We start from the raw sequence: 25475 nt of genomic DNA, 5'->3' as shown, positions 1-25475 counted from the left end.
ATCGGCGCACCACGCCACTTAACTACCGAAGAACACGTTGCAGAAGCTGACCGGGCCGACGCAATTCGAGTGCATCGTCATCGACGTGTGGGACATCGATCCTGAAGCCGTGCTGCCGTTTTGCGCGACACCGCCCACAGCCTGCATGGCCAGTTGCCGATCGCCTTGCGATGCGATCTTTGCTTCGGCTGCCTGAATGTCGGCCGGGTAGTCGAGATCGTTGCCGCGGTTCGGGCTGTAGCCAGCCTGTTCGACACGAACCAGATCGGCACGGACTTCCGCACGGGTGAGCGGCGCATTCGATTGAGCGAAGCTGAGAACCGGTGCACCCAGGGTGGCGACGGCGAGAGCGATACCTACGAGCATCTTGGACATGATTAAGATTCCTTTATTAATTGAAAATAGCTTGATGGCTTCTGGCGATCGCGAGGTGGGTAGGCCTCTTTTCCGCGACTTGCCTTTCGGCCTGCGCCTCACATCAATTCGTGCGACAGACGAATAGTCGGTGTATCGACGGTTTGCCTCCAGCCACTTGCGACCGGTTGACGCCATGCGTCGCGAAATGCAGCAGGGATGGCGCGGAATGCGCTGGTGTTGAGCGGTGGGGAAGGCTGGGAGAGGGAGTTCGCGGTACGCGAGGCGGAGTCGCTGCGCACGGCGGTGACAAGTTGCACGGGCGTGATCAAGTTAGATCACCGAGCCCAACGCACGGCGGCGTTGCCGACGGCACAAAAGAAAAAGGCCGGATAAGCCTCACCTAATCGATCGATTACGTAAGGCTTATCCGGCCTGTATTCAACAGCCGGTGAGCCGGCTGCGTTTAGAACGGAATATCGTCGTCCATCTCATCAAAACCACCACCTGCCGGCGCGCTCGGACGGCTAGCACCACCACCGCCGCCACCGCTGCCGCCACGCGAAGCGCCGCCACCCGACACAGCGCGGCCGCCACCACCGCCGCCGCCGCTGCGTTCCGACGGCTCGCCACGGCTATAACCACCGCCACCGCCTTCGTCACCGCCGCCCATTGAGCCGCCGCGGCCGCCCAGCATTTGCATCTGCTCGGCGACGATTTCCGTCGAATAACGGTCGGTGCCGTCTTGCGCTTGCCACTTACGGGTCCGGATGCGCCCTTCCAGGTACACCGACGAGCCCTTCTTCAGATATTCGGACACGATTTCCGCGAGGCGGCCGAAGAACGACACGCGGTGCCATTCGGTCGCTTCCTTCATTTCGCCGGACGCCTTGTCCTTGTACCGATCCGTCGTTGCAAGGCGGATGTTCGCCACTGCGTCGCCGCTCGGAAGATAACGGACTTCCGGATCGGCTCCGAGATTGCCGACGAGAATGACCTTGTTCACGGATGCCATGAGTTTCTCCTGTTGATTCCGTTGCGGGCGGCGCGGTACGACACGGTTCGCGTCTCATGGCCGGCAGGCCCGAGACCAGAACTGCGCCTCTGCCCGCCGCCGGGTGAGTTCTGGGTGTTGAGTTACGCCTTGCGCGGCGGCTGTTTCATATTGGCGGCGATTATAAGCCAGCAAAACACGAGCCCCGAGCAGGTAAAGAATACTGCGCTCGCCCCATCCACCTTGAGCAGCCAGCCGCCGACCACCCCGCCCAGCGCGAGGCCGATCGACTGCGTGGTGTTATACACGCCGGCCGCCGCGCCCTTGCGGGTGCCCGGCGCCAGTTTCGACACCAGCGAAGGCTGTGACGCCTCAAGGATATTGAAGCCGAGAAAGTACACAAAAAGGATCCCTGCCACACTCAGAATCGTATGCGGAGCGACGCCCAATAACAACTGTCCGATCAGGATAAGACCGATCGCCGACAGCAGCACGATTTTCATTTTCCCGCGCTTTTCGGCGGCGATGATCGCCGGCACCATCATCACGAACGACAGCCCCATGACGGGCAAATAAACTTTCCAGTGCGACGCGACCGGCAAGCCGCCGGCTTCGAGAATGCGCGGCACGACGAGGAACAGCGCCGTTTGCGTGGCGTGCAGCACGAGCACGCCGAAGTTCAAACGCAGCAGTTCGACGTTATGCAGCACTTCGGCGAACGGCGCGCGCACATGCACCGGCTTCGGCGCGTCGGGCACGACCCACAACACGAGGCCGATCGCCAGAATCGAGAAGATGCCGACCAGCGTGAACAACCCGCTCATGCCCACCCACTGGAACACGATCGGCGCACCGATAATCGCCACCGCGAACGACACGCCGATACTGGCGCCGACCATCGCCATCGCCTTGGTGCGGTGCTCTTCGGACGTGAGGTCGGCGATAAACGCGATCACCGCCGACGACACCGCGCCCATCCCCTGAATCACGCGGCCGACAATGATCCACGTCATGTCGTGCGCGCCCGCCGCGACGAAGCTGCCGAGCGCGAAGATCAGCAGGCCGATCGCGATCACCGGCTTGCGGCCGATCTTGTCGGAAACCCAGCCGTAAAAGATGTAGAGCATGGACTGCGTGACGCCGTACGCGCCAAGCGCGATGCCCACCAGCAGCACGTTGTCGCCGCCCGGAATGGTCTTCGCGTAGATCGAGAACACCGGCATGATCATGAACAGACCGAGCATGCGCAGCGCGAAGATGGCGGCCAGCGACACGGTCGCGCGCAGTTCAGGCGCGCTCATGCGTGAGGATGTTGCGGACGGATTGGACATCGGGAGCGTTCTTTGAATGAGCGGGGCGGCACACCGCCGAAGAGCGGCCACCAGCGGGCGGCTTGCCGTCGGACGGCGGGAAGCATGCGGCGCGGCGTTCGAGCCGACGGCCTTGCAGTACTCCCACTGACGCCTCGCGGTGCCTTGTACTCACGAGGAACGGCCCCAGTTAGACCTCTTCCCCGCGGCGCTGAACCGCTGCCTTACAGCTTGCCTCAGTGCTTCTTCAGCCTGTCAGGAAGCCGTAACGGCGGTCTTGAAAAGTCGTTATAGTAGCAGGTTTAGCCCCTTCCTCTTTCCGCCAGTTCATGGAATAAATCCGTGGAACAAATCCGCATTCGTGGGGCTCGCACCCACAACCTGAAGAACGTCAACCTCGATCTTCCACGTCACAAGCTCGTCGTCATCACGGGCCTTTCGGGCTCGGGCAAATCGTCGCTGGCGTTCGACACGCTTTATGCGGAAGGACAGCGGCGCTACGTCGAAAGTCTTTCGGCCTATGCGCGCCAGTTCCTGCAGTTGATGGAAAAACCGGACGTCGATCTGATCGAAGGCCTCTCGCCGGCAATCTCGATCGAGCAGAAAGCGACCTCGCACAATCCGCGCTCCACGGTTGGCACCGTGACCGAAATTCACGACTATCTGCGGCTATTGTTCGCCCGGGTCGGCACGCCGTATTGTCCGGACCACGAAATCCCGCTGGAGGCGCAAAGCGTCTCGCAGATGGTCGACGCGGCACTCGCCTTGCCGGAAGAAACGAAGCTGATGATCCTCGCGCCGGTCGTGGCCGACCGCAAGGGCGAGCACGTCGAACTGTTCGAGGAAATGCAGGCGCAGGGCTTTATCCGTTTCCGCGTGCGCTCGGGCGGCGGCACCGCGAATGAAGGCGTCGCGAAGATCTATGAAGTCGACGCGCTGCCGAAACTGAAAAAGAACGACAAGCACACTATCGACGTCGTGGTCGACCGTCTGAAGGTGCGGCCGGATATGAAGCAGCGCCTCGCCGAATCGTTCGAAACGGCACTGCGCCTCGCCGACGGCCGCGCGATCGCGCTCGAAATGGACACCGACAAAGAGAAGCTGTTCAGTTCGAAGTTCGCCTGCCCGATCTGCTCGTATTCGCTGCAGGAACTGGAACCGCGGCTTTTCTCGTTCAACAATCCGATGGGCGCGTGCCCGGAATGCGACGGCTTGGGCCAGATCACCTTCTTCGATCCGAAGCGGGTGGTCGCGCATCCGTCGCTGTCGCTCGCGGCCGGCGCGGTGAAGGGTTGGGACCGGCGCAACCAGTTCTACTTCCAGATGCTGCAGAGTCTCGCGGCGTTCTACGAGTTCGATATCGACATGGCGGTCGAAGATCTGCCGGAGAAGGTCCGCAAGATTCTGCTGTTCGGTTCGGGCAAGCAGGAGATTCCGTTCTCGTATATCAACGAACGCGGGCGCACGTCGGTGCGCGAGCACGTGTTCGAAGGGATCATTCCGAATCTGGAACGGCGTTACCGCGAGACCGATTCGGTCGCGGTGCGTGAAGAACTCGCCAAGTATCAGAACAACCAGTCCTGCCCCGCTTGCGCCGGCACGCGGCTGCGCCGCGAAGCGCGCTTCGTGCGGATCGGCTCGGACAGCGACGCGCGCGGCATCTTCGAAATCAGCGGTTGGCCGTTGCGCGACGCGCTCGGCTATTTCCAGACGCTGCGTCTCGAAGGCTCGAAGCGCGAGATCGCCGACAAGGTGGTCAAGGAAATCGTCGCGCGGCTGATGTTCCTGAATAACGTCGGGCTCGATTACCTGTCGCTCGAACGCAGCGCGGAAACGCTGTCGGGCGGCGAGGCGCAGCGCATTCGCCTCGCCTCGCAGATCGGCTCGGGCCTGACCGGCGTGATGTACGTGCTGGACGAGCCGTCCATCGGCCTGCATCAGCGCGACAACGACCGGCTGATCGCCACGCTCAAGCATCTGCGCGATCTGGGCAACTCGGTGATCGTCGTCGAGCATGACGAAGACATGATCCGCATGGCCGATTACGTGGTCGACATGGGACCGGGCGCGGGCGAACACGGCGGCATGGTGATCGCCGAAGGCACGCCGAAACAGGTGCAGGCGAACCCGGCGTCGATGACCGGGCAGTACATGTCCGGCGCGCTCAACATCGAGTATCCGGACGAACGCAAGGCGCCGGACGAACGGCGTCTGCGCATCGTCGAGGCATACGGCAACAATCTGAAGCACGTGTCGCTCGATCTGCCGGTCGGCCTGCTCACCTGCGTGACCGGCGTGTCCGGCTCGGGCAAGTCGACGCTGATCAACGACACGCTGTATCACGCGGTCTCACATCACCTGTACGGGTCGTCCACGGAACCGGCGCCGTATGAGTCGATCGAGGGCCTCGAGCACTTCGACAAGGTCATCAATGTCGACCAGTCGCCGATCGGCCGCACGCCGCGCTCGAACCCGGCCACCTACACGGGCCTCTTCACACCGATCCGCGAACTGTTCTCGGGCGTGCCTGCGGCAAAAGAACGCGGCTACGATCCGGGCCGTTTCTCGTTCAACGTCAAGGGCGGCCGCTGCGAATCCTGCCAGGGCGACGGCGTGCTGAAGGTCGAGATGCACTTTTTGCCGGACGTGTACGTGCCTTGCGACGTCTGCCACGGCAAGCGCTACAACCGCGAAACGCTGGACGTGCAATACAAAGGCAAGAACATCAGCGAAGTGCTCGATATGACGGTGGAGAACGCGTACGAGTTCTTCAAGCCGGTGCCGGTCGTCGCGCGCAAGCTGAAAACCTTGCTGGACGTGGGTCTGGGCTATATCCGCCTGGGCCAGTCGGCGACCACGCTGTCGGGCGGCGAGGCGCAGCGGGTGAAACTATCGTTGGAACTGAGCAAGCGCGACACGGGTCGCACTCTATACATTCTCGACGAGCCGACCACCGGCCTGCACTTTCACGATATCGCGCTGCTGCTGGAAGTGATCCATCGGTTAAGCGACCAGGGTAATACTGTCGTGATCATCGAGCATAATCTCGATGTAATAAAAACCGCCGACTGGGTCATCGACCTCGGTCCGGAAGGCGGTGCGGGTGGCGGTCAGATCATTGCCCAAGGCACGCCGGAGCAGGTGGCGAAGTCGAAAGCAAGTTTTACCGGAAAGTATCTGGCGCCCTTGCTGAAACGGGCTGCCAGCAAAAAGTAACGCTGCACTTCACGGGTTGGAGACGGAATAAGCCATGGCCAAGCGAAATCAGGCGCGCGACGACGGGCAAGTGCAGGACCTACGCCCACGCCCGGTCAGGCTGACTAGCGACATGAGTCTGCCGAAACTTTCGGCGGTCGAAATCGGCAGTTATGCGCTGATGCTGTTCGGCATGTGGGCGGTGATCGAACTCAGGCTGCTCGGCGCGCTGCTCGCCGGGCTGCTGGTGTTCCAGCTCGTGCATACCATCGCGCCGCGCATCGAGCGTCACATGTCGAGCAAGCGGGCACGCTGGCTCGCGGTGGTGTTTTTGTCGGTGGTGATCGTGGGCGCGTTGACCGGGCTCACGCTCGGCATCATCGCGCATTTCGAGAACGACGTGCCGAGCGTGCAGAACCTGCTCGACCAGGCCATGCAGCTCGTCGACGAGGCGCGCGGCCGCATTCCGCAGTTCATCGCCAACTATCTGCCGGTCGACACCGAGCAGATGAAGAGCCGGGCCACCGAACTGATGACCACGCACGCCAACATGCTGTCTCAAAGCGGCAAGACGGCGGCGCGCGCGTTCACGCATATTCTGATCGGCATGATCATCGGCGCGATCATCGCGGTCGGCGCGCAGAAGCATATGAACCGGCTGCCGTTGTCCACGGCGTTCGTCACGCGCGTCACGCGGTTCGCCGACGCGTTCCGCCGCATCGTGTTCGCACAGGTGAAGATCTCCGCAATCAATGCGACCTTCACCGGCATCTTCCTGCTGGTGATCCTGCCGATCTTCCACGACACGTTGCCGCTGTCGAAAACGCTGGTGCTGGTCACGTTCATCGTCGGCTTGCTGCCGGTGATCGGCAATCTGATCTCGAATACGATCATCGTCGCGGTGGCGCTCTCGGTGAGCTTTCCGGCGGCGGTCATGTCGCTCGTGTTCCTGATCCTGATTCACAAGCTCGAGTACTTCCTGAACGCGCGGATTGTCGGCGGCCAGATCGAGGCGCGCGCGTGGGAACTGCTGATCGCGATGCTGGTGATGGAAGCCGCGTTCGGGATTCCCGGCGTGGTCGCCGCACCGATTTTCTACGCGTATATCAAGCGGGAACTGATTTACTTGCGGCTGGTTTGATGCCAGCTCGCGGGCAGCTGGGCCGCCTTGCGAGACGCAGGATGCAGGAGAGAGCGGCACTTCGGTGCCGCTTTTTTTGGGCGAAGTATCGACGGGAACCTTGCTGCCCATTGCAAGTTTCCCGTAAGATGCGAACAATTCCTATTTACGCCCAGTCTTCGTCGTGATATTCCGCCCGCCGTTTCTCCTCGCCCTGCCGGCTTGCGCATGAGACGCCAGTTCGTTCGCCTTCATCGCTGGTTCGGCGTTGCCACCGCATTGTTTCTATTCCTGGCCGGCCTCACCGGCGCGATCATCGCGTGGGACCATGAACTCGATGCGGCGCTGAATCCATCGTTCTTCAAGGCTCATACCGACGCGCCGGCGCTGTCGGGACTGGAACTGGCGCGGCGTGTGGAAGCCGCGGACCCGCGTTTGCAGGTCACGTATCTGCCGCTCGTCGCCGAGCCCGGCCATACGCTGCAAATGATGGTGCTGCCGCGCATCGATCCCGCGACTAAACAGCCCTACCCGCTCGACTTCACCCAGATCGCCGTCGACCCCGCCACCGGCGAAATCCAGGGCCGCCGCGAATGGGGCGTCGTCTCGCTCGCGCGGATCAACCTGATCCCGTTCATCTACAAATTCCACTACACGCTGCAACTGCCGTTCACCGGCAGCGTCGACACCGGTACGTGGCTGATGGGCATCGTCGGCATCATCTGGCTGTTCGATAGCGTGATTGCGCTGTGGCTGTCGTTTCCGAGTTTCAAGGCATGGCGCAAGTCGTTCGCGTTTCGCCTGAAGCGCGGCGGCTATGCGCTCACCTTCGACCTGCACCGCTCCGGCGGCGTCTGGATCTGGGGGCTGCTGGTGATCGTCGCGCTGACCTCGGTGTCGATGAATCTGTCCGGGCCGGTGGTGCGGCCGGTGGTGTCGATGTTCTCGAAGCTCACACCGAATCCGATCGACAACCCGGAAATTCTGCGCCCGCCGCAACCCGGCGACCCGGTGTTGAGCCGCGAGCGCATCGTGCAACTGGCTGAAGAGGCCGGCAAAGCGCAGAACCTGAAGGCGCCGCCGGGCGGCGTGTACTACGCGGAATTCCTGCACGCATACGGCGTGGGCTTTTATACGCCGGGTAACGACCACGGCGATATCGGCCTGGGCAACCCGTGGATGTATTGGGACGCCGCCACCGGCAAGCCGCTCGGCAAGCTGATTCCAGGCAAGGGCACGGCCGGCGATATCTTCACGCAGGTGCAATTCCCGCTACATTCCGGACGCATTCTCGGCCTGGGTGGACGGATTCTGATTAGCGCGGTCGGTATCGCCGTCGCCGTGCTGAGCGCGACGGGACTGCTGATCTGGCTGAAGAAGCTGAATGCGCGGCGGCGTTCGTCGCAGAACACACGGAACGCGGATGTCGCGCGGGATACGGGCCGCTCGGCCGCGCAGTCCTGAAACAAAAAATGCGCCGGAATCATCCGGCGCATTTTGTTTGCTGCCTGAGCTAACGGCAGCGTTGCAGAGGAGAGGCACGCTGGGTCCTCGCCTTGCCAGCACATCAACCGCTTCTAGCGAAACACCACCGTCTTGCTGCCGTTCAACACGACGCGATGCTCGACGTGCCACTTCACCGCACGCGCAAGCGTCACGCATTCGACGTCGCGGCCGATCGCCGTGAGTTGCTCCGGCGTCATGCTGTGGTCCACGCGCTCCACTTCCTGCTCGATGATCGGACCTTCGTCGAGATCCGTCGTCACGTAGTGGGCGGTCGCGCCGATCAGCTTCACGCCGCGGTCGAACGCCTGGTAATACGGCTTCGCCCCCTTGAAGCTCGGCAGGAACGAGTGATGAATGTTGATCGCGCGGCCGGCCAGCGCCTCGCACATTTTCGGCGACAGAATCTGCATGTAGCGCGCGAGCACCACCAGGTCGGCCTGATGCTCGTCGATCACTTCGAGCACGCGCGCTTCCTGCGCGGCCTTCGCGTCGGGCGTGGCGCCCATCAGCGGGAAGTGATGAAACGGCACGTCATAACTCGCGGCGAGCTGATAAAACTCTTTGTGGTTCGAGATGATGGCGGCGATCTCGATACCCAATTGACCGGTGCGATAGCGGAACAGCAGATCGTTCAGGCAATGGCCGATCTTCGACACCATGATCACCACGCGCGGCTTCACCGACGCGTCGTGCAACTCCCAACGCATGCCGAACTGTTCAGCGAGCGTCAGGAACGACGCGCGCAGCGCCTCCAGACCCGGATCGCCGCCCACCTGCTGGAAATGCACGCGCATGAAGAACTCGCCGGTGCGGCTGTCGCCGAACTGCGCGGAGTCGAGAATATTGCTGCCACGCTCGAACAGAAAGCCCGATACCGCATGGACGATGCCGGGCCGGTCGGCGCACGACAGTTTGAGAATAAAGCTGTGATCGGTCGACATGACCTGGATGACTCCCTTCTTCAATGCGTGGTTTATTCAGTGTGTGCGGCGCGAGCGTCTATCTTATGCAAGCACCGGCGGCGTGAACAGGACTTCGATACCGGCGCACGCTTCTTCGTCGATCCAGCGGCGGCGCAGCAGGCAGTCCAGCGTAGCGAGGCTTGCGTCTACCGTCATGGCGTCTTCTTCGATCCAGCGCGCGACTTCGTCGATGCGTGCGAGGCGATGCTCGCCCACTTCGCCGTCCTGATTGCGCGGCGTGAAATCAGCGGGTAACGCGAGGTCGTAGATAAAAATCTGTTCGGCCTGCGTGCCTTCCGGCAACGATTGCAGCACATGCGCGGTACGGCCCGCCACGGCGCGTGCGGCGATTTCCTCGGGAATGCCGGCTTCTTCCCAGCACTCCTTGATGATCGTCGCCTCGACGCCGAAGCCCCAGCCGATCCCGCCCGCGACGACATTGTCGAGCATGCCCGGATCGGTCGCCTTGGTGTCGCTGCGACGCGCGATCCACAACTGCGGCGCGCCGCCATCCGCATATTCTACGACGCCGTTCAGATGCACCGCGTAGGTCTGCGTGCCGAAGAAGCGCGACGCCGCACGCTCGATATACGCGAGCGGCGGCGCGTCGAACGCGTTGCGGATCGCGTAGGTCTCGTTGCGCCAGCCAGGAATGCGGCCTTCAGCGGCGAGTGCGTCGATCACGGAACCGAGCGCCGCGCTGCGCAGATCGACCGTGTTGAACACGGACGTGAGCGTCACGCGCGCACTGTCGATCGCGAACACATCGGGCCAGCGCGTGAGCAAGGGCACATCGCTCGAACGAATCCAGCCGACCTGTTCGGCGTCGATCCAGAACGGCAAATGCGCGTGCTGGTCGAAGCGGCGCGCGGCGACGAGGGAAGGCAAGGTCATGCAAAACTCCAGACTAACTGTGTTCAGTCACGCGTCGAGCGCGTGTTCAATCGCGTGTTCAATCGCGCAGCGCGACGCGAATCCCGATCGCAATGAAGGTCGCGCCCGCCAGGCGGTCGAGCCACACGCCCACACGCGGCCGGCGCTTCAACCAGCCGCCGATCATCCCCGCGCACACACCGAACAGCGAAAACACCACCACGGTCTGCAACATGAACAGCACGCCGAGTTCGAGCATCTGCAGCGTGACGCTTTGCGTGCCGTTCGGCTTCACAAACTGCGGCAGGAACACGACGAAGAACAACGTCACTTTCGGATTCAGCAGATTGCCGAGCACGCTTTGGCGAAACACCGTCGACAACGGCTGCGGCGCGCGTTCGTGTGCGGTCGCGAGGCCCTGGCTTCGCAGCGCCTTGATGCCGATCCAGACCAGATAGGCGGCGCCGGCCAGCTTGATCACCTCGAACGCAACCGGCGACGAACGCAGCAACGCGGCGACGCCCAGCGCGGCCAGCGTGGTGTGGAACGTGATGCCGGCCGCGAAGCCGAGTGCGGCGACGAGCCCCGCCGCGCGGCCTTGGGAAATGCCGCGTGCGAGCACTTGCAGATTGTCCGGACCGGGCGCCATGGTGATCGCGATCGACGTGGCGAGAAACAGCAGGAAGTTGGGCATCGTTCTGACCTTCGTGATGGTGTTCAGGAAAGAAGCTGATTCAACGCGTCGTTCAACGCGTGGTTCAACGCACAGCGCGAAGCAGGGTTCAAGGCAAACTCACTACAACGGCTCAGTGACCGTCGAATCCCGTCACCGTATAAAGCGGCAAGCCGCCGTCACGCAGCAGCTTCGAGCCGCCGAGTTCAGGCAGATCGATGATCGCCGCGCCTTCCACCACGACCGCGCCGAGCCGCTCGAGCAGCATCTTGCCGGCCAGCATCGTGCCGCCGGTGGCGATCAGATCGTCGACGATCACGACGCGGTCGCCCGGCTTGCAGGCGTCTTCGTGAATCTCGACGGTCGCGCTGCCGTATTCGAGTTCGTACGATTGCGAAACCCGCTTGTACGGCAGCTTGCCCGCCTTGCGGATCGGAATGAAGCCGAGGTTCAGCTCATACGCGAGAATCGGCCCGATGATGAAACCGCGTGCATCGAGCCCGGCAATGTAGTCGAGCTTCGCGTCGATATAGCGCTGCACGAACAGATCGATCAGCACGCGCAACGACTTGCGCTCCTGCAGCAACGGCGTGATATCGCGGAACTGCACACCCGGTTGCGGCCAGTCGGGCACCGTGCGAATGTGGCTTTTGATGTAGTCGGCCGCATCGAGCGGCGCGCTCGGGAGCGCGTTGGACATGGTGTCTCCGGATGGACCTTGTCAGGTCCGATGAAAAGCGAAATCGGGGTGGTCGGGCGGGACCGTCAGTGCAATCGAGGCAGGTCCGCCGCACGCGCCTATGCCGCGGCGGCGCCCGCGCGGCGGTGCTTCGACAACCGTTCCTCGGCGCTCGCCAACTGCTCGGGCAAACCGCGCAACACCACGATGTCGCTCGCGCGCAGCTTGGTGGACGGGTCCGGCTCGACGCCGCGAATGCCATGCCGCCGAATCGCCGTGACTTCGACGCCCAGTTCGAACAGACCCAATTCGGCCAGCGTGCGGCCCACGGCGTCGGCATTTTCGTCGACCGGCACCGATTGTAGCCGCACCTGTTCGTGGCCGTCGTCGTCTTCCACGTCGTCGGCGCCGTGGAAATAACCGCGCAGCAGCGCGTAGCGTTCGTCGCGCATTTCCTCGACCCGCCGCACCACGCGCCGCATCGGCACACCCATCACCACCAGCGTGTGCGACGCCAGCATCAGACTACCTTCGACGATTTCCGGAATCACCTCGGTCGCGCCGGCGGCCAGCAGCTTTTCCAGATCGGCGTCGTCGACGGTGCGTACGATCACCGGCAGCGTCGGCTCCAGTTCGTGAATGTTGTGCAGCACGCGCAAAGCGGACGGCGTATTCGCGTAGGTAATCGCAATCGCGGCCGCGCGATGGATACCGGCGGCGAGCAGCGATTCGCGCCGCCCCGCGTCGCCGAACACAACCGATTCACCGGCCGCGGCGGCAGCCGCCACGCGATCGGGATCGAGATCGAGCGCGACGTACGAGAGCCCTTCATGTTCGAGCATGCGCGCCAGATTCTGTCCGGCCCGGCCGTATCCGCAGATGATCACGTGACCGCTCTGCTTCAAACTCTGCGTGGCGATACGCGTCATTTGCAACGACTGCATCATCCATTCAGTGGAAGACAAGCGCAGCACGATCCGATCCGCGTTCTGGATCAGGAACGGCGCGGCGAGCATGGACAGCAGCATCGCCGCGAGAATCGCCTGCAGCAACGTGGCGTCGACGAGATGCTTGTCGAGAATCAGATTCAGCAGCACGAAGCCGAACTCGCCGGCTTGCGCGAGGCCGATACCGGTGCGCATCGCCACACCCGGCGACGCGCCGAAGAGGCGCGACAGCCCCGTCACCATCACCGCTTTCAGCACGATCGGCCCGACCAGAAAGCCGAGCACGATAAACGGATGCTCCCAGATCACACGCGGATTCAGCAGCATGCCGGTGGTGACGAAGAACAGCCCCAGCAGCACGTCACGAAACGGCTTGATGTCCTCTTCCACCTGATGCCGGTAGGGCGTCTCGGCAATCAACATACCGGCGATAAACGCGCCGAGCGCGAGCGACAAACCGAATTTGTCCGTGATGAACGCCGCGCCGAGCGTGACCAGCAGCAGATTGAGAATGAACAGTTCCTGCGACCGGCGCCGCGCGACCACGTTGAACCAGCGCGTCATGAAGCGCTGTCCGACGATCAGCAACAGCGCCAACGCCACGACGATCTTGATCGACGCGAGGCCGAGCGCGCTCACCAGGTCTTTCGAATCGCCGCCGAGCGCCGCGATCACGATCAACAGCGGCACCACCGCCAGATCCTGGAACAGCAGCACGCCGAAGATATTGCGGCCATGTTCGGTTTCGATTTCGAGCCGCTCCGCCAGCATCTTGCTGACGATCGCCGTCGACGACATGGCCAGCGCGCCGCCCAGCGCCACGCTCGCCTGCCACGTGATATGCACCCAGCGCTCCAGCACGAAGCCGAGCGTGACCGCCACCACGATCGTGCCGATCACCTGCAACAGGCCGAGGCCGAACACGAGCCGGCGCATGGCACGCAGCTTGGCGAGCGAAAACTCCAGCCCGATCGAAAACATCAGGAACACCACGCCGAATTCGGCGAGGTTCTGCGCGCCGGCCGAGTCGGGGATCAAACCGAACGCATGCGGCCCGACGACGATCCCCACCGACAAATAGCCGAGCATCGGCGGAAGATTCAGAAAGCGAAAGATCACCACGCCCGCCACCGATGCCAGCAGCAGGAACAGCGTCATTTCGAGGGGGGAAATCATCGGCAAAAACGCATCGGTAAAGCGTCCTCGTTCGTCAGCGGAACCGCGCACGCAAAACGCCGTGCGACAAGGTTGAGGGGCCGTAAAAAACAGCAATAAAGGCAGCGGCTTGGCACAGCAGGCCCGGCGCGGCGAACAAGCGCCTTTGCTATACTCCGCGAATGATAGCGAAAATCAATGGCGACCGGGCACTCACGCTCGCTCGTGACGTGCTCGACATCGAAGCGGACGCCGTGCGCGCGCTTCGCGATCAACTCGACGAAGGCTTCGTCGGGGCGGTCGATTTCATCCTGGGCTGCCGTGGGCGCGTAGTCGTTTCCGGCATCGGCAAATCCGGCCACGTGGCGCGCAAGCTCGCGGCCACGCTCGCCAGTACCGGCACACCGGCGTTCTTCGTGCATCCCGCGGAAGCCAGTCACGGCGACCTCGGCATGGTCACGGCCGACGACGTGTTTATCGCGCTGTCCAATTCCGGCGAAACCGAAGAACTCGTGGCGATCCTGCCGCTCATCAAGCGGCTCGGCGCGAAGCTGATCGCAATGACCGGACGTCCGTCGTCGAGTCTCGCACAACTGGCCGACGTGCACCTGAATTCCGCGGTGGCAAAAGAAGCCTGTCCGATGAATCTTGCGCCCACCGCCAGCACCACCGCCGCGCTCGCGCTCGGCGACGCGCTCGCGGTCGTGGTGCTCGACGCGCGCGGTTTCGGCCGCGACGACTTCGCGCGCTCGCATCCGGGCGGCGCGCTCGGCCGCCGCCTGCTCACTTATGTCCGCGACGTGATGCGCACCGGCGACCAGGTGCCGAAGGTCACGCCCGAGGCCACCGTGCGCGACGCGCTGTTCCAGTTGACCGCCAAGCGCATGGGCATGACCGCGATCGTCGATCACGAAGACCGTGTTGCCGGCATCTTCACCGACGGTGACTTGCGCCGCGTGCTCGAACGCGACGGCGATTTCCGCGGCCTGTCGATCGCCTCGGTCATGACAGCCGGTCCGCGCACCATCGGCCCGGACCACCTCGCGGTGGAAGCCGTGGAACTGATGGAGCGCCACCGCATCAATCAGATGCTGGTCGTCGACGAAGCAGGCAAGCTGATCGGCGCACTCAACATGCACGACCTGTTCTCGAAGAAGGTGATCTGATGGCCATCGCCCCTGTGACCGCTACCGAACGCGCAAGCCGCGTGAAGCTGATGATTTTCGACGTCGACGGTGTACTCACCGACGGCGGCCTGCTGTTCACAGCGGAAGGCGACACGATGAAAGGCTTCCACTCGATGGACGGCCACGGCATGAAGCTGCTGCGCCAGGCCGGCATCGACACGGCGATCATCACCGGGCGCAAGTCGGGCATCGTCGCGGTGCGGGCGAAAGAAATGAACGTCACGCACGTCTATCAAGGCGTGCAGGACAAACCAGCGGCCTTCGCGGACCTGCTCCAGCAGACCGGCCTGACGGCGGAAGAATGCGGCTACATGGGCGACGACTGGGTCGATCTCGCGGTCATGCTGAAGGTCGGCTTCGCGGCAGCGCCCGCCAACTCGCATCCTGAAGTGATCGCGCGCGCGCATTGGGTGAGCGAGGCACGCGGCGGCCACGGGGCGGCGCGTGAAGTCGTCGACACGCTGCTGCGCGCCCAGCACAAATATGAAGCGCTGCTCGCGGCAGCCTGTAGCGGCGAACAGCGAGGCCTCGTCGGATGAACCAGTTTCGCCTGACTTCGCTGATCCCGCTGGTGGCCATGGCCGCGCTCGCCGGTATCACCTGGTGGCTACTGCAGGCCACCCTGCCGCGGCAGAACGAAGGCGTGGTGCGTCCCAAAGAACACACGCCGGACTACTTCGCGGACAACTTCTCGGTCTCCGAACTCGATCAGTCGGGCTCGACGCAATACCGTCTGACCGCTGAATCGCTGATTCATTACGAAGACGACGAACTGAGCGACCTCGTCAAGCCGGCCATGCGCGCGTTCCAGCCCGGCAAGCCGATCGTCACCGCGACCGGCGACACCGGCACGGTGAACGGCGACGCCTCGATCGTCGATCTGTACGGCAATGCGCGTATTCTGCGGGCGCCCGGCTACGGCGATCCGCAGATGCAGGCCGATTCGGCGCATTTTAAGGTGCTGGTCAACGACGATGTGATCGAGACTGAAAAGCCGGTTAAACTTCAGCGCGGCATGTCAGTGATGACTGCCAGCGGCATGAATTACAACAACGTCACCCGGGTGATGAAGCTGTTCGGCAACGTGAAAGGCGCGATCGCGCCGTCCGAAGCCGGTGGCAGCTCGCCCAAGCAACCCGGGTAATCTATTCCAGGCGTGACTGCATGAACGAATCGTTCCCCCGTTTTGATACCGGCCGCTCGCGCGCTTTGTCCGCGTGGCGCGCCGGACTCGCTGCGCTGCTCGTCGCGTTGCCGCTCGCCGGCTTCGCGCCGCTTGCGCACGCGGACCGCGCCGACAAGGACAAGCCGCTGAACGTCGAAGCGGACAACATGACTTACGACGACCTCAAGCAGGTCAACATCTTCACCGGCCACGTGGTCGCCACCAAAGGCACGATCGTGATCAAGGCCGATCGCGTCGAAGTGACGCAAGACCCGCAGGGCTATCAGTACGCTACCGGCACGTCGAGCGGCGGCAATCTGTCGTATTTCCGCCAGAAGCGTGAAGGCCTCGACGAGTACATCGAAGGCACGGCGATCCGCATCGACTACGACGGCAAGCAGGACCTGACCACGCTCACCACGAATGCAACCGTGAAGCGCCTGCAAGGCCTCGCCACCGTGATGGACCAGGTGCACGGCAGCGTCATTACCTATGACGGCCAGAACGACTTCTACACCGCGAAGGCGGGCAAAGACGTCGCCGGCCCGGGTAATCCGAGCGGCCGCGTGCGCGCCATGCTGTCGCCGCGCAATGGCGGCGCCGCGCCGCTGAACGGCGCATCGGCCACGCTCGCGCCGTCCACCTCGATCCAGGGAGCGCCGAATCAGTGAGCACCTCCGCGTCCCTCCCCAATCGCAAGCCGGCCGGCACCAGCAGCTCGCTGGTGGTACGCAATCTGAAGAAGCGCTACGGTTCGCGCACGGTCGTCAAAGACGTGTCGCTCGACGTGAAAAGCGGCGAAGTGGTCGGTCTGCTTGGGCCTAACGGCGCCGGCAAGACGACCTCGTTCTACATGATCGTCGGCCTCGTGCCGCTCGACGCCGGTGAAATCGATCTGGACGGCAAGTCGATCAGCCTGCTGCCGATCCACAAACGCGCTTCGCTGGGCTTGTCGTATCTGCCGCAGGAAGCTTCCGTGTTCCGCAAGCTCACCGTCGAAGAAAACATTCGCGCGGTGCTGGAGTTGCAGCACGAAGACAACGGCAAGCGGCTCAGCAAAGACACCATCACGAGCCGCACCGAAGCGTTGCTCGACGAGTTGCAGATCGCGCATTTGCGCCAGAATCCGGCGCTGTCGCTGTCGGGTGGCGAACGTCGCCGGGTTGAAATCGCGCGCGCGCTGGCCACCAATCCGAGCTTTATTCTGCTCGACGAACCGTTCGCGGGCGTCGACCCGATCGCGGTGCTGGAAATCCAGAAGATCGTTAAATTTCTGAAGCAGCGCAATATCGGCGTGCTGATCACCGACCACAACGTGCGCGAAACGCTCGGCATCTGCGATCACGCGTACATCATCAGCGACGGCAGCGTGCTGGCTTCCGGCGCGCCGAGCGACATCATCGAAAACGAAAGCGTGCGGCGCGTCTATCTGGGCGAGCACTTCCGCATGTAAGCACACAAGGGACACGCCGGCTATGCCAACGCGCATACGCCAGTCCCTTTGCGGCAACCGCACATCCGCATCCTGACCCGGGCCGTTCGCGCCCGGCGCCGCCGAAAACGGGCGCACGCGTAATTGCGAATGTCGCAATGTATCGCGGTCGTGGCAAACTCTCTACAATGAATCTCAACTTGCCATGAAAGCCAGCCTCCAACTCCGCCTATCGCAGCATCTTGCGCTGACGCCACAACTGCAGCAGTCCATCCGGCTGCTTCAGTTGTCTACGCTCGAACTGCAGCAGGAAGTCGCAATGGCGATCTCGCAGAATCCGCTCCTCGAAAACGAGGACGACTGGATCGCGAGCCCGTTGCGCGTGGCGGCGGACGGCTCGCTGATCGCGCAAGCGCCCAATTCATCCGCACCGCCGGACCAGATGGGCGGCAACACGTCGTCATCGTCCAGCAGCAGCGAGCGCGCCGAGAATGGCGAGCCGCAAGGCGTGGACGAATACAACGGCCTCTCGGGCGACAGCAACGGCGACGCGTCGCAATGGAATCTCGACGACTACGGCCGCTCCGGCAACGCGTCGGACGACGACGATCTGCCGCCGCTGCAAATTCACGAATCCAGTACCTCGCTGCGCGATCATCTGATGGCGCAATTGCGCGTGACCCAGGCGGGTCAACGCGACCGCGCGCTGATCACGTTCCTGATCGAATCGCTCGACGACGACGGCTATCTCGCCGCCACGCTCGACGAAGTGCTCGCCGATCTGCCCGACGAACTCGAAGTCGACACCGACGAACTGAATGCCGCGCTAGCGCTGCTGCATAGCTTCGACCCGGCAGGTGTGGGCGCGCGCTCTGCATCCGAATGTCTGAAGCTGCAATTGCTCCGGCTCGACACGTCGCCTACGCGTACGCTCGCGCTCGACATCGTGGCTCACCATCTGGAACTGCTCGCGGCTCGCGATTTCACACGTCTGCGCAAACACCTGAAGGCCAACGACGACGACCTGCGCGACGCGCACGTGCTGATCCGCTCGCTCGAGCCGTTTCCCGGCGCCGCCTACGGCAAAGCCGAAGCGGACTACGTGGTGCCCGACATCATGGTGCGTAAAACGGCGCAGGGCTGGCAGGCCGAACTGAATCCGGAAGTCGTGCCGAAGCTGCGTATCAATCATCTGTACGCCAATATTCTGCGCAATAACCGGGGCGATCCGGGTAGCGGTTCGTTGCGCCAGCAACTGCAGGAAGCACGCTGGTTGATCAAAAATATCCAGCAACGTTTCGAGACCATCCTGCGGGTTGCGCAAGCTATTGTGGAACGTCAAAAGAGCTTTTTTGTCCACGGCGAAATTGCTATGCGCCCCTTGGTCTTGCGGGAAATTGCTGATACGCTAGGCCTACACGAGTCAACTGTCTCGCGTGTGACAACCGGTAAATACATGCTGACCCCATTCGGGACGCTTGAATTTAAGTACTTCTTCGGATCACACGTTTCGACTGACACGGGCGGCGCGGCGTCTTCAACGGCGATCCGTGCGCTCATCAAGCAACTGATAGGAGCGGAAAACCCGAAATCTCCTCTTTCAGACAGCCGCATAGCCGAACTGCTGGCGGAACAGGGCTTCGTGGTCGCGCGCCGCACTGTGGCGAAGTATCGCGAAGCACTCAAGATTCCGGCAGTCAACCTGCGCAAGTCTCTGTAGCCCGTCGCCTTCCGTGGCGGGCATTTACCGGCCGCTCCGCAGTTGGCGGACAGGCCGGCCGATGCGACCTGCCAGAAGTCAGTCACCGGGGGGCGACTCAGGCAAGCCGACAGATCGACCGGACCTACGTCATCGTGCGGAACAAGCGGCCATTAGCTTGGAGAAGCACTATGAATCTGCAGATCAGTGGACACCACCTCGAAGTAACGCCTGCGTTGCGCGAATACGTGATCACCAAACTGGATAGGGTGCTAAGACATTTCGATCAGGTAATCGACGGCAGTGTGGTCCTCTCGGTCGACAACCACAAGGAAAAGGAAAAGCGTCAAAAGGTTGAAATTAACCTGCATCTAAAAGGCAAGGACATCTTTGTCGAGAGCTGTGACAGCGACCTCTACGCTGCGATCGATCTGATGATCGACAAGCTTGACCGACAGGTGTTACGCCACAAGGATCGTCTGCAAGGCCATGCGCATGAGGCGATCAAGTATCAGCCGGCGCCGCAGATAGACGTGCCGCCGCAATAGGGCAAATTAGAAGCGCCGCTTCATATTCCCTACCCTAGCCAAACCGCCCGAAATCGGGCGGTTTTTCGTTGTGTGAGCGCTTTTTCCGCGAGAATCGTGTGGCGTCGAACGATCCTTCAAAAACCCGTCGCGCATCGATGGCGCGCCGCACCATCTGTTGCTACCCTGTTCTATAATGTTCCGGTTACCATCGGGGTCAAGCCAGCGCTAACGGAAGTCGGCAGGAGTCTTGTGCTTTCGGACTCCAACGCACGTCGTCGCGAACATCAAACGAATGGAACGTCACTCAAACGCCCCAGCGAGGAGAATCCAGGCCACGTTTTCGCCTGTCAACATGAATCGTTTAGCCAAATTTCTTCCCCTCGAGAACGTCGTCGTCGGACTATCGGTCACCAGCAAGAAACGTGTATTCGAGCAAGCGGGCCTGATCTTCGAGAACCAGAACGGCATCGCCCGTAGCACGGTCACTGACAATCTGTTTGCGCGTGAGCGCCTCGGATCGACGGGGCTCGGTGAAGGCGTCGCGATTCCGCATGGCCGGATCAAAGGCTTGAAGCAGCCGCTCGCCGCGTTCGTCCGTCTTGCCGAACCCATCCCCTTCGAATCGCCCGACGGTCAGCCGGTTTCGCTGCTGATCTTCCTGCTCGTGCCCGAACAGGCCACCCAGCAGCACCTCGAAATTCTTTCGGAAATCGCCCAGTTGCTGTCCGATCGCGAAGCCCGCGAGCGCCTGCACACGGAAGAAGACCGCGAATCATTGCATCGCCTGCTCACTCAGTGGCAACCTTGATGTAGCGGCGGTTATCCGCACGCCGCTGATCCGCATGCGCGGTGGCCATCCGCGCGCGGGTAAGGTCTCGCAACGGGAGCGGACCGCGTTTACGCGGCCGCCTGGTTGCCGGGCTAGCGGCCCACACTGGAGTCACTGACTCATGGATACGTCCAGCATCAACGCCCAGAGCATTTTCGACGACAACGCCGCCATGCTGAAACTGAGCTGGCTGACGGGGCATGAAGGCTGGGAGCGCGGCTTTTCTTCGGAATCGGTCGCCAATGCCACGTCGAGCGCCGACCTTGTCGGCCACTTGAACCTGATCCACCCGAACCGGATCCAGGTGCTCGGCGACGCCGAAATCGACTATTACAAGCGCCAAACCGACGAAGACCGCTCGCGCCACATGGGCGAGCTGATCGCGTTGGAGCCACCGTTTCTGGTGGTGGCGGGCGGCGTGGCCGCGCCGCCGGAACTGGTGCTGCGCTGCACGCGCTCGTCCACGCCGCTGTTCACCACGCCGATGTCCGCCGCCGCGGTGATCGACAGCCTGCGTTTGTACATGTCGCGCATTCTCGCGCCGCGCGCCACGCTGCACGGCGTGTTTCTCGACATTCTCGGCATGGGCGTGCTCCTCACCGGCGACTCGGGCCTCGGCAAGAGCGAACTCGGGCTGGAGTTGATCAGCCGCGGCCATGGCCTCGTTGCGGACGACGCCGTGGATTTCGTGCGCCTCGGCCCGGACTTCGTCGAAGGGCGTTGCCCGCCGCTGCTGCAGAACCTGCTCGAAGTACGCGGCCTCGGTCTGCTCGACATCAAGACGATCTTCGGTGAAACCGCTGTGCGGCGGAAAATGAAGCTGAAGCTGATCGTGCAACTGGTACGCCGTCCTGACGGTGAATTCCAGCGCCTGCCGCTGGAAAGCCAAACCGTCGACGTGCTCGGCCTGCCGATCAGCAAGGTCACGATTCAGGTGGCCGCCGGCCGAAATCTCGCTGTGCTGGTCGAGGCGGCGGTGCGCAACACGATCCTGCAACTGCGCGGCATCGACACGCTGCGCGACTTCATGGACCGGCAGCGCCTCGCAATGCAAGACCCCGACAGCCAGTTTCCCGGCAAACTGATCTGAGTTCGCGACACCATGACGCACCCGCTGCCTACGGCTGGCTGCGGGTACGAGCATGGGGACCAGATGCTATGATGAAATGTACGGTTTTGACGACTCCATGCGCATAATCCTGATCACCGGTATATCCGGCTCCGGCAAGTCAGTTGCCTTGAACGCGCTTGAAGACGCGGGCTATTACTGCGTCGACAATTTGCCGCCGCGTTTCCTGCCGCAGCTGGCGTCCTACCTCGCCGAAGACGGGCACGACCGCCTCGCGGTCGCAATCGACGCACGTTCAAGCGCCTCTCTCGACGACATGCCCGCCATGATCCGCGACCTGTCGCGCGCGCATGACGTGCGCGTCCTCTTCCTGAACGCGAGCACGCAGTCGCTGATCCAGCGCTTCTCCGAAACACGCCGCCGTCATCCGCTGTCGGGTTCTACCGCGCATGATGCGGACGTCGGCCTGCTCACCTCGCTCGCGGAAGCGATCGAACGTGAACGCGAATTCGTCGCGGGTCTCGCGGAATTCGGGCATCAGATCGACACCAGCAATCTGCGCGCGAACGTGTTGCGCGCGTGGGTCAAGCGTTTCATCGAGCAGGAAGACGCGGGGCTCGTGCTGATGTTCGAGTCGTTCGGCTTCAAGCGTGGCGTGCCGCTCGACGCCGATTTCGTCTTCGACGTACGCACGCTGCCGAACCCGTATTACGACCACGAATTGCGGCCGCTTACGGGCCTCGACAAACCGGTGATGGATTTTCTCGATGCATTGCCGGTTGTGCATGAAATGATCGACGATATCGAGAAGTTTCTCGCCAAATGGCTCCCACATTTCCGCGACGACAATCGTAGTTATCTGACCGTCGCGATTGGTTGCACGGGTGGCCAGCACCGTTCGGTGTTCATCGCGGAGACGCTTGCCGCGCGTCTCGCAGCCTCGGCGAATGTCATTGTGCGGCACCGCGATGCGCCGGTCGACGCCAGCGCATCATCGAAGTTAGTGGCTTAACCGGCCGCATCGCGCGGCCTTAACTCGAAGCGTTGCGCCATGTCTTCTACTTCTACTGTGCTTGCCGATGTGCCGTTGTTTCCGCTGCATACGGTGCTGTTTCCCGACGGCCTGCTGCCGTTGAAGATCTTCGAAGCGCGCTATCTCGACATGGCGCGCGACTGTCTGCGCGAGAAAACGCCGTTCGGCGTGTGTCTGCTGAAAAGCGGCGCCGAGGTCGCGCGCGAGCAGGAGCCTTCGGTGCCCGAAGCAATCGGCTGTCTGGCCGAAATCGAAGAGTGCGATGTCGAAGCCTTCGGCATGCTGCTGATTCGCGCACGCGGCACGCGGCGCTTCCGGCTGCTGTCGCATCGGGTGGAACACAATGGCTTGCTGGTCGGCATGGCCGAACCGCTCGGCGAGGATATGCCGCTCGAAGGCAATGAACTGCTGGCCAAATTCGGCGCATGCGCGGAAGTGCTCGAGCGGATCATTGCCACGATCCGCGAGCGGGACGCCGATAGCCTGCCGTTCGCGGAGCCGTTCAGGCTCGAAGATCCTTCGTGGGTGTCGAACCGGCTCGCCGAAGTGCTGCCGATCGCGTTGCGCGCGCGTCAGAAATTGATGGAATTGCAGGACGCCGGCGCACGGATCGATGTGGTTCATCACTATATGCAGCAGCATCAACTGCTTTGAGTGCGTTGCGAAGCTAGCGTTAAAGAGGCACGTTCCCGGCAGACAGACGTACAAGCCACTTCTCGCCGGCGATTGGCCGGCGATTGATCAGATCAACGAACCCTGCAAGCCTTCCAGCAGCTTGCGCACCGGCGCCGGCACACCGAACGAATCGAGATCGCTCAACGGGACCCACGCGGTGTCCGCGTCACCTAGCACGGCCAGCGCGCCTACCTCGCGATCCAACTCGGCGAGGCGTGGCTCGATATCCAGCTTGAAGTGCGTGAACACATGCGTGAGCGGCGCCAGCGGCGAGACCGCGCCGTCGCCGCCGAACGCGCGCGCACGCTCGGCGAGCGCGGCTTCGTCGGCAGCTTCAGGCAGGCTCCACAAGCCGCCCCAGATGCCCGACGGAGGCCGCTTCTCCAGCATCACCGCGTTGCCGTCGCGCAGCACCAGCATCCAGGTGCGACGCGTCGGCACGGTTTTCTTCGGACGTGCCGTGGGCAGTTCGCGCTGACGTCCCGTTACGTTGGCTACACAGTCGACCGCATACGGGCAGCGCAAACAATCCGGCTTGCCGCGCACGCACAGCGTGGCGCCGAGGTCCATCAGACCTTGCGTGTAGGCGCTGACTTCGTCGTCCGACGCGTTGAGCGGGAGCAGCGATTCCGCCAGCGTCCACATCGCATTTTCGACTTTCTTTTCGCCGGTAAAACCTTCGACGCCGAATACGCGCGCCAGCACGCGCTTCACATTGCCGTCGAGAATCGTCGCGCGCGCGCCGAACGCGAACGACGCGATCGCCGCCGCCGTCGATCGGCCAATGCCCGGCAATTCCGCAAGCTCTTCGACCGAGGCCGGAAACGCGCCGCCATGCCGCTCGACGACGGTTTGCGCGCAGCGATGCAGATTGCGCGCACGCGTGTAGTAACCGAGGCCGGCCCACAGCGCCATGACGTCGTCAACCGGCGCGGCGGCGAGCGCGGCGACATCCGGACAACGCGCTAGAAACTTCGCGTAGTACGGAATCACCGTCGAGACCTGGGTCTGCTGCAGCATGATTTCCGACAGCCAGATGCGGTACGGATCGCGCGTGTTCTGCCACGGCAGATCGTGACGCCCATGCTGACGCTGCCACGCGATCAGCCGCGCGGAAAAATCAGACATGACCGGGAAAGCAGCTTGGGGCGCAGCGGACGAATTCAAACGCGGTGTTAAGCGAGAAGGCATTGAGGAATTAACGCTGACAGGTGGGACAGAAATACGTGGAGCGCTGCCCCTGCACGATCTGTTTGATCGGCGTTTCACACACGCGGCACGGCAGCCCCGCGCGATCATAGACGAAATAGTCGAGCTGGAAGTATCCGCTTTCGCCGTTGCTGCCGACGAAATCGCGCAGCGTGCTGCCGCCCTTCTCGATCGCGGCGGCGAGCGTTACGCGCACGGCGTCAGCAAGCAGGTCGTAGCGCACCAGCGAGACGCGGCCCGCCGCCGTGGTCGGCCGGATGCCGGCGCGAAACAGACTCTCCGACGCGTAGATATTGCCCACACCGACCACGATTTCACCGGCCAGCAGTGCCTGCTTCACCGACACCTTGCGCCCGCGCGTGAGACGATGCATCAGCGCACCGGAGAACGCCGGCGAAAACGGCTCGACGCCAAGCCCGGCGAGCAGCGGATGCTCGAGCACGTCGCCGGCTTCACGCGAATGCCATAGCACCGCGCCGAAGCGCCGGGGATCGCGATAGCGCAGAATGAATTCGTCGAAAATCCAGTCGACGTGATCGTGTTTCGCCGCGGCCGGCGGATGCGGCACGTGACGCAGCACCCGCAGCGTGCCAGTCATGCCAAGATGCACAATGAACCAGCCCGCGTCGATTTCGAACAGCAGATACTTGCCGCGCCGCTCGACCTTACGGACCACACGGCCGCGCAAGGTTTTCGCAAGCTCGGCCGGAATCGGCCAGCGCAGCGCGGGCGTGCGGATATCGACGCGTTCAACCTTGCGGCCGGACACATACGGTTCGATTCCCCGTCGGGTAACCTCAACTTCTGGCAACTCTGGCATGTCTAACTGGTCTGCAACTTGCGTGAGTGGTTGTGCGCGTATTGTAGCGAGCGCGTTAC

At 62.7% G+C, this 25475-nt stretch carries 24 protein-coding genes; 14 read left to right on the top strand and 10 right to left on the bottom strand.

Annotated elements, in window-relative coordinates:
- Window positions 1–18 precede the first annotated feature (18 nt).
- From HWY05_RS18775 to HWY05_RS18765, 3 genes are all read right to left on the bottom strand, one after another.
- Entirely contained in the window at window positions 19–375 is a 357-nt protein-coding gene (locus tag HWY05_RS18775) for a DUF4148 domain-containing protein (RefSeq protein ID WP_035553524.1), read from the bottom strand.
- A gap of 445 nt (window positions 376–820) precedes the next feature.
- Window positions 821–1369 carry a single-stranded DNA-binding protein gene (locus HWY05_RS18770; protein WP_035553525.1) on the bottom strand — a complete coding sequence of 183 codons (549 nt, stop codon included), beginning with the start codon at window positions 1367–1369 and terminating at the stop codon, window positions 821–823.
- Between the two features lie 122 nt (window positions 1370–1491).
- Window positions 1492–2679, bottom strand: coding sequence for an MFS transporter (locus HWY05_RS18765; RefSeq protein WP_176059166.1), 1188 nt, complete (start codon window positions 2677–2679; stop codon window positions 1492–1494).
- A 321-nt stretch (window positions 2680–3000) separates the two neighbouring features.
- Between HWY05_RS18765 and uvrA the strand changes: the two genes are divergently transcribed.
- From uvrA to HWY05_RS18750, 3 genes are all read left to right on the top strand, one after another.
- Window positions 3001–5874, top strand: a complete 2874-nt coding sequence (gene uvrA / locus HWY05_RS18760) for an excinuclease ABC subunit UvrA (protein ID WP_035553528.1) — start codon at window positions 3001–3003, stop codon at window positions 5872–5874.
- A gap of 34 nt (window positions 5875–5908) precedes the next feature.
- Window positions 5909–6994 (top strand): AI-2E family transporter, encoded by a 1086-nt coding sequence (locus tag HWY05_RS18755; protein ID WP_035553533.1) that lies wholly within the window; start codon window positions 5909–5911, stop codon window positions 6992–6994.
- A gap of 207 nt (window positions 6995–7201) precedes the next feature.
- On the top strand, window positions 7202–8437 hold the full coding sequence (locus HWY05_RS18750) for a PepSY-associated TM helix domain-containing protein (RefSeq protein ID WP_176059165.1): 1236 nt from the start codon (window positions 7202–7204) through the stop codon (window positions 8435–8437).
- 113 nt (window positions 8438–8550) lie between these two features.
- Here the strand turns inward: HWY05_RS18750 and purU are convergent, their stop codons facing one another.
- From purU to HWY05_RS18725, 5 genes are all read right to left on the bottom strand, one after another.
- The gene (purU, locus tag HWY05_RS18745) at window positions 8551–9420 is read right to left on the bottom strand and encodes a formyltetrahydrofolate deformylase (RefSeq protein WP_035553537.1); all 870 of its coding nucleotides are present in this window, start codon (window positions 9418–9420) and stop codon (window positions 8551–8553) included.
- Between the two features lie 63 nt (window positions 9421–9483).
- On the bottom strand, window positions 9484–10335 hold the full coding sequence (locus tag HWY05_RS18740) for a DUF4743 domain-containing protein (protein ID WP_176059164.1): 852 nt from the start codon (window positions 10333–10335) through the stop codon (window positions 9484–9486).
- Window positions 10336–10393: 58 nt separating this feature from the next.
- Complete coding sequence (locus HWY05_RS18735) at window positions 10394–11008, bottom strand: LysE family translocator (RefSeq protein WP_105510895.1); 615 nt, start codon at window positions 11006–11008, stop codon at window positions 10394–10396.
- Window positions 11009–11120: 112 nt separating this feature from the next.
- Complete coding sequence (locus tag HWY05_RS18730) at window positions 11121–11687, bottom strand: adenine phosphoribosyltransferase (protein ID WP_035553545.1); 567 nt, start codon at window positions 11685–11687, stop codon at window positions 11121–11123.
- A 98-nt stretch (window positions 11688–11785) separates the two neighbouring features.
- Window positions 11786–13789, bottom strand: a complete 2004-nt coding sequence (locus tag HWY05_RS18725) for a cation:proton antiporter (RefSeq protein WP_176059163.1) — start codon at window positions 13787–13789, stop codon at window positions 11786–11788.
- Between the two features lie 161 nt (window positions 13790–13950).
- On the opposite strand from HWY05_RS18725, the gene kdsD reads away from it, so the two are divergent.
- From kdsD to HWY05_RS18670, 11 genes are all read left to right on the top strand, one after another.
- Window positions 13951–14934 carry an arabinose 5-phosphate isomerase KdsD gene (gene kdsD / locus HWY05_RS18720; protein ID WP_035553549.1) on the top strand — a complete coding sequence of 328 codons (984 nt, stop codon included), beginning with the start codon at window positions 13951–13953 and terminating at the stop codon, window positions 14932–14934.
- Window positions 14934–15494 carry an HAD family hydrolase gene (locus HWY05_RS18715; RefSeq protein ID WP_035553550.1) on the top strand — a complete coding sequence of 187 codons (561 nt, stop codon included), beginning with the start codon at window positions 14934–14936 and terminating at the stop codon, window positions 15492–15494. The genes kdsD and HWY05_RS18715 overlap by 1 nt, the downstream gene beginning before the upstream one ends.
- Window positions 15491–16099: an LPS export ABC transporter periplasmic protein LptC gene (gene lptC, locus HWY05_RS18710; RefSeq protein WP_035553553.1), complete on the top strand. Its 609-nt coding sequence runs from the start codon at window positions 15491–15493 to the stop codon at window positions 16097–16099. The genes HWY05_RS18715 and lptC overlap by 4 nt, the downstream gene beginning before the upstream one ends.
- 20 nt (window positions 16100–16119) lie before the next feature.
- Window positions 16120–16791 carry a lipopolysaccharide transport periplasmic protein LptA gene (gene lptA / locus HWY05_RS18705; RefSeq protein WP_035553555.1) on the top strand — a complete coding sequence of 224 codons (672 nt, stop codon included), beginning with the start codon at window positions 16120–16122 and terminating at the stop codon, window positions 16789–16791.
- Window positions 16788–17573 carry an LPS export ABC transporter ATP-binding protein gene (gene lptB, locus HWY05_RS18700; protein ID WP_035553558.1) on the top strand — a complete coding sequence of 262 codons (786 nt, stop codon included), beginning with the start codon at window positions 16788–16790 and terminating at the stop codon, window positions 17571–17573. Before lptA ends, lptB begins: the two co-directional genes overlap by 4 nt.
- A gap of 184 nt (window positions 17574–17757) precedes the next feature.
- Window positions 17758–19272, top strand: a complete 1515-nt coding sequence (locus HWY05_RS18695) for an RNA polymerase factor sigma-54 (protein ID WP_035553560.1) — start codon at window positions 17758–17760, stop codon at window positions 19270–19272.
- A gap of 170 nt (window positions 19273–19442) precedes the next feature.
- Window positions 19443–19799: a ribosome-associated translation inhibitor RaiA gene (gene raiA / locus HWY05_RS18690; RefSeq protein WP_035553562.1), complete on the top strand. Its 357-nt coding sequence runs from the start codon at window positions 19443–19445 to the stop codon at window positions 19797–19799.
- A gap of 274 nt (window positions 19800–20073) precedes the next feature.
- The gene (locus tag HWY05_RS18685; RefSeq protein WP_081935991.1) at window positions 20074–20589 is read left to right on the top strand and encodes a PTS sugar transporter subunit IIA; all 516 of its coding nucleotides are present in this window, start codon (window positions 20074–20076) and stop codon (window positions 20587–20589) included.
- Window positions 20590–20731: 142 nt separating this feature from the next.
- Window positions 20732–21700 (top strand): HPr(Ser) kinase/phosphatase, encoded by a 969-nt coding sequence (hprK, locus tag HWY05_RS18680; protein WP_035553565.1) that lies wholly within the window; start codon window positions 20732–20734, stop codon window positions 21698–21700.
- 97 nt (window positions 21701–21797) lie between these two features.
- Window positions 21798–22691, top strand: coding sequence for an RNase adapter RapZ (rapZ, locus tag HWY05_RS18675; RefSeq protein WP_035562446.1), 894 nt, complete (start codon window positions 21798–21800; stop codon window positions 22689–22691).
- Between the two features lie 39 nt (window positions 22692–22730).
- A complete protein-coding gene (locus tag HWY05_RS18670) occupies window positions 22731–23366 on the top strand; it encodes an LON peptidase substrate-binding domain-containing protein (protein ID WP_035553568.1) in 636 nt (211 codons plus the stop codon).
- Window positions 23367–23453: 87 nt separating this feature from the next.
- Here the strand turns inward: HWY05_RS18670 and mutY are convergent, their stop codons facing one another.
- Together mutY and mutM are read right to left on the bottom strand one after the other, a co-directional pair.
- Window positions 23454–24515 (bottom strand): A/G-specific adenine glycosylase, encoded by a 1062-nt coding sequence (gene mutY / locus HWY05_RS18665; protein WP_176059162.1) that lies wholly within the window; start codon window positions 24513–24515, stop codon window positions 23454–23456.
- A 70-nt stretch (window positions 24516–24585) separates the two neighbouring features.
- Window positions 24586–25416, bottom strand: a complete 831-nt coding sequence (mutM, locus tag HWY05_RS18660) for a bifunctional DNA-formamidopyrimidine glycosylase/DNA-(apurinic or apyrimidinic site) lyase (protein ID WP_035553573.1) — start codon at window positions 25414–25416, stop codon at window positions 24586–24588.
- Window positions 25417–25475 lie beyond the last annotated feature (59 nt).

This window comes from Paraburkholderia sp. BCC1876, from assembly GCF_902833695.1.
Classification (GTDB): Bacteria; Pseudomonadota; Gammaproteobacteria; order Burkholderiales; family Burkholderiaceae; genus Paraburkholderia.
This window is presented reverse-complemented; position numbering and strand designations above follow the sequence as displayed.

Excerpts from the sequence above, each read along its gene's own strand:
- HWY05_RS18775 (WP_035553524.1), bottom strand. The coding sequence starts at position 375 with ATGTCCAAGATGCTCGTAGGTATCGCTCTCGCCGTCGCCACCCTGGGT.
- HWY05_RS18770 (WP_035553525.1), bottom strand. The coding sequence starts at position 1,369 with ATGGCATCCGTGAACAAGGTCATTCTCGTCGGCAATCTCGGAGCCGAT.
- HWY05_RS18765 (WP_176059166.1), bottom strand. The coding sequence starts at position 2,679 with ATGTCCAATCCGTCCGCAACATCCTCACGCATGAGCGCGCCTGAACTG.
- HWY05_RS18755 (WP_035553533.1), top strand. The coding sequence starts at position 5,909 with ATGGCCAAGCGAAATCAGGCGCGCGACGACGGGCAAGTGCAGGACCTA.
- HWY05_RS18750 (WP_176059165.1), top strand. The coding sequence starts at position 7,202 with ATGAGACGCCAGTTCGTTCGCCTTCATCGCTGGTTCGGCGTTGCCACC.
- purU (WP_035553537.1), bottom strand. The coding sequence starts at position 9,420 with ATGTCGACCGATCACAGCTTTATTCTCAAACTGTCGTGCGCCGACCGG.
- HWY05_RS18740 (WP_176059164.1), bottom strand. The coding sequence starts at position 10,335 with ATGACCTTGCCTTCCCTCGTCGCCGCGCGCCGCTTCGACCAGCACGCG.
- HWY05_RS18735 (WP_105510895.1), bottom strand. The coding sequence starts at position 11,008 with ATGCCCAACTTCCTGCTGTTTCTCGCCACGTCGATCGCGATCACCATG.
- HWY05_RS18730 (WP_035553545.1), bottom strand. The coding sequence starts at position 11,687 with ATGTCCAACGCGCTCCCGAGCGCGCCGCTCGATGCGGCCGACTACATC.
- HWY05_RS18725 (WP_176059163.1), bottom strand. The coding sequence starts at position 13,789 with ATGATTTCCCCCCTCGAAATGACGCTGTTCCTGCTGCTGGCATCGGTG.
- kdsD (WP_035553549.1), top strand. The coding sequence starts at position 13,951 with ATGATAGCGAAAATCAATGGCGACCGGGCACTCACGCTCGCTCGTGAC.
- HWY05_RS18715 (WP_035553550.1), top strand. The coding sequence starts at position 14,934 with ATGGCCATCGCCCCTGTGACCGCTACCGAACGCGCAAGCCGCGTGAAG.
- lptC (WP_035553553.1), top strand. The coding sequence starts at position 15,491 with ATGAACCAGTTTCGCCTGACTTCGCTGATCCCGCTGGTGGCCATGGCC.
- lptA (WP_035553555.1), top strand. The coding sequence starts at position 16,120 with ATGAACGAATCGTTCCCCCGTTTTGATACCGGCCGCTCGCGCGCTTTG.
- HWY05_RS18695 (WP_035553560.1), top strand. The coding sequence starts at position 17,758 with ATGAAAGCCAGCCTCCAACTCCGCCTATCGCAGCATCTTGCGCTGACG.
- raiA (WP_035553562.1), top strand. The coding sequence starts at position 19,443 with ATGAATCTGCAGATCAGTGGACACCACCTCGAAGTAACGCCTGCGTTG.
- HWY05_RS18685 (WP_081935991.1), top strand. The coding sequence starts at position 20,074 with ATGGAACGTCACTCAAACGCCCCAGCGAGGAGAATCCAGGCCACGTTT.
- hprK (WP_035553565.1), top strand. The coding sequence starts at position 20,732 with ATGGATACGTCCAGCATCAACGCCCAGAGCATTTTCGACGACAACGCC.
- rapZ (WP_035562446.1), top strand. The coding sequence starts at position 21,798 with ATGCGCATAATCCTGATCACCGGTATATCCGGCTCCGGCAAGTCAGTT.
- HWY05_RS18670 (WP_035553568.1), top strand. The coding sequence starts at position 22,731 with ATGTCTTCTACTTCTACTGTGCTTGCCGATGTGCCGTTGTTTCCGCTG.
- mutY (WP_176059162.1), bottom strand. The coding sequence starts at position 24,515 with ATGTCTGATTTTTCCGCGCGGCTGATCGCGTGGCAGCGTCAGCATGGG.
- mutM (WP_035553573.1), bottom strand. The coding sequence starts at position 25,416 with ATGCCAGAGTTGCCAGAAGTTGAGGTTACCCGACGGGGAATCGAACCG.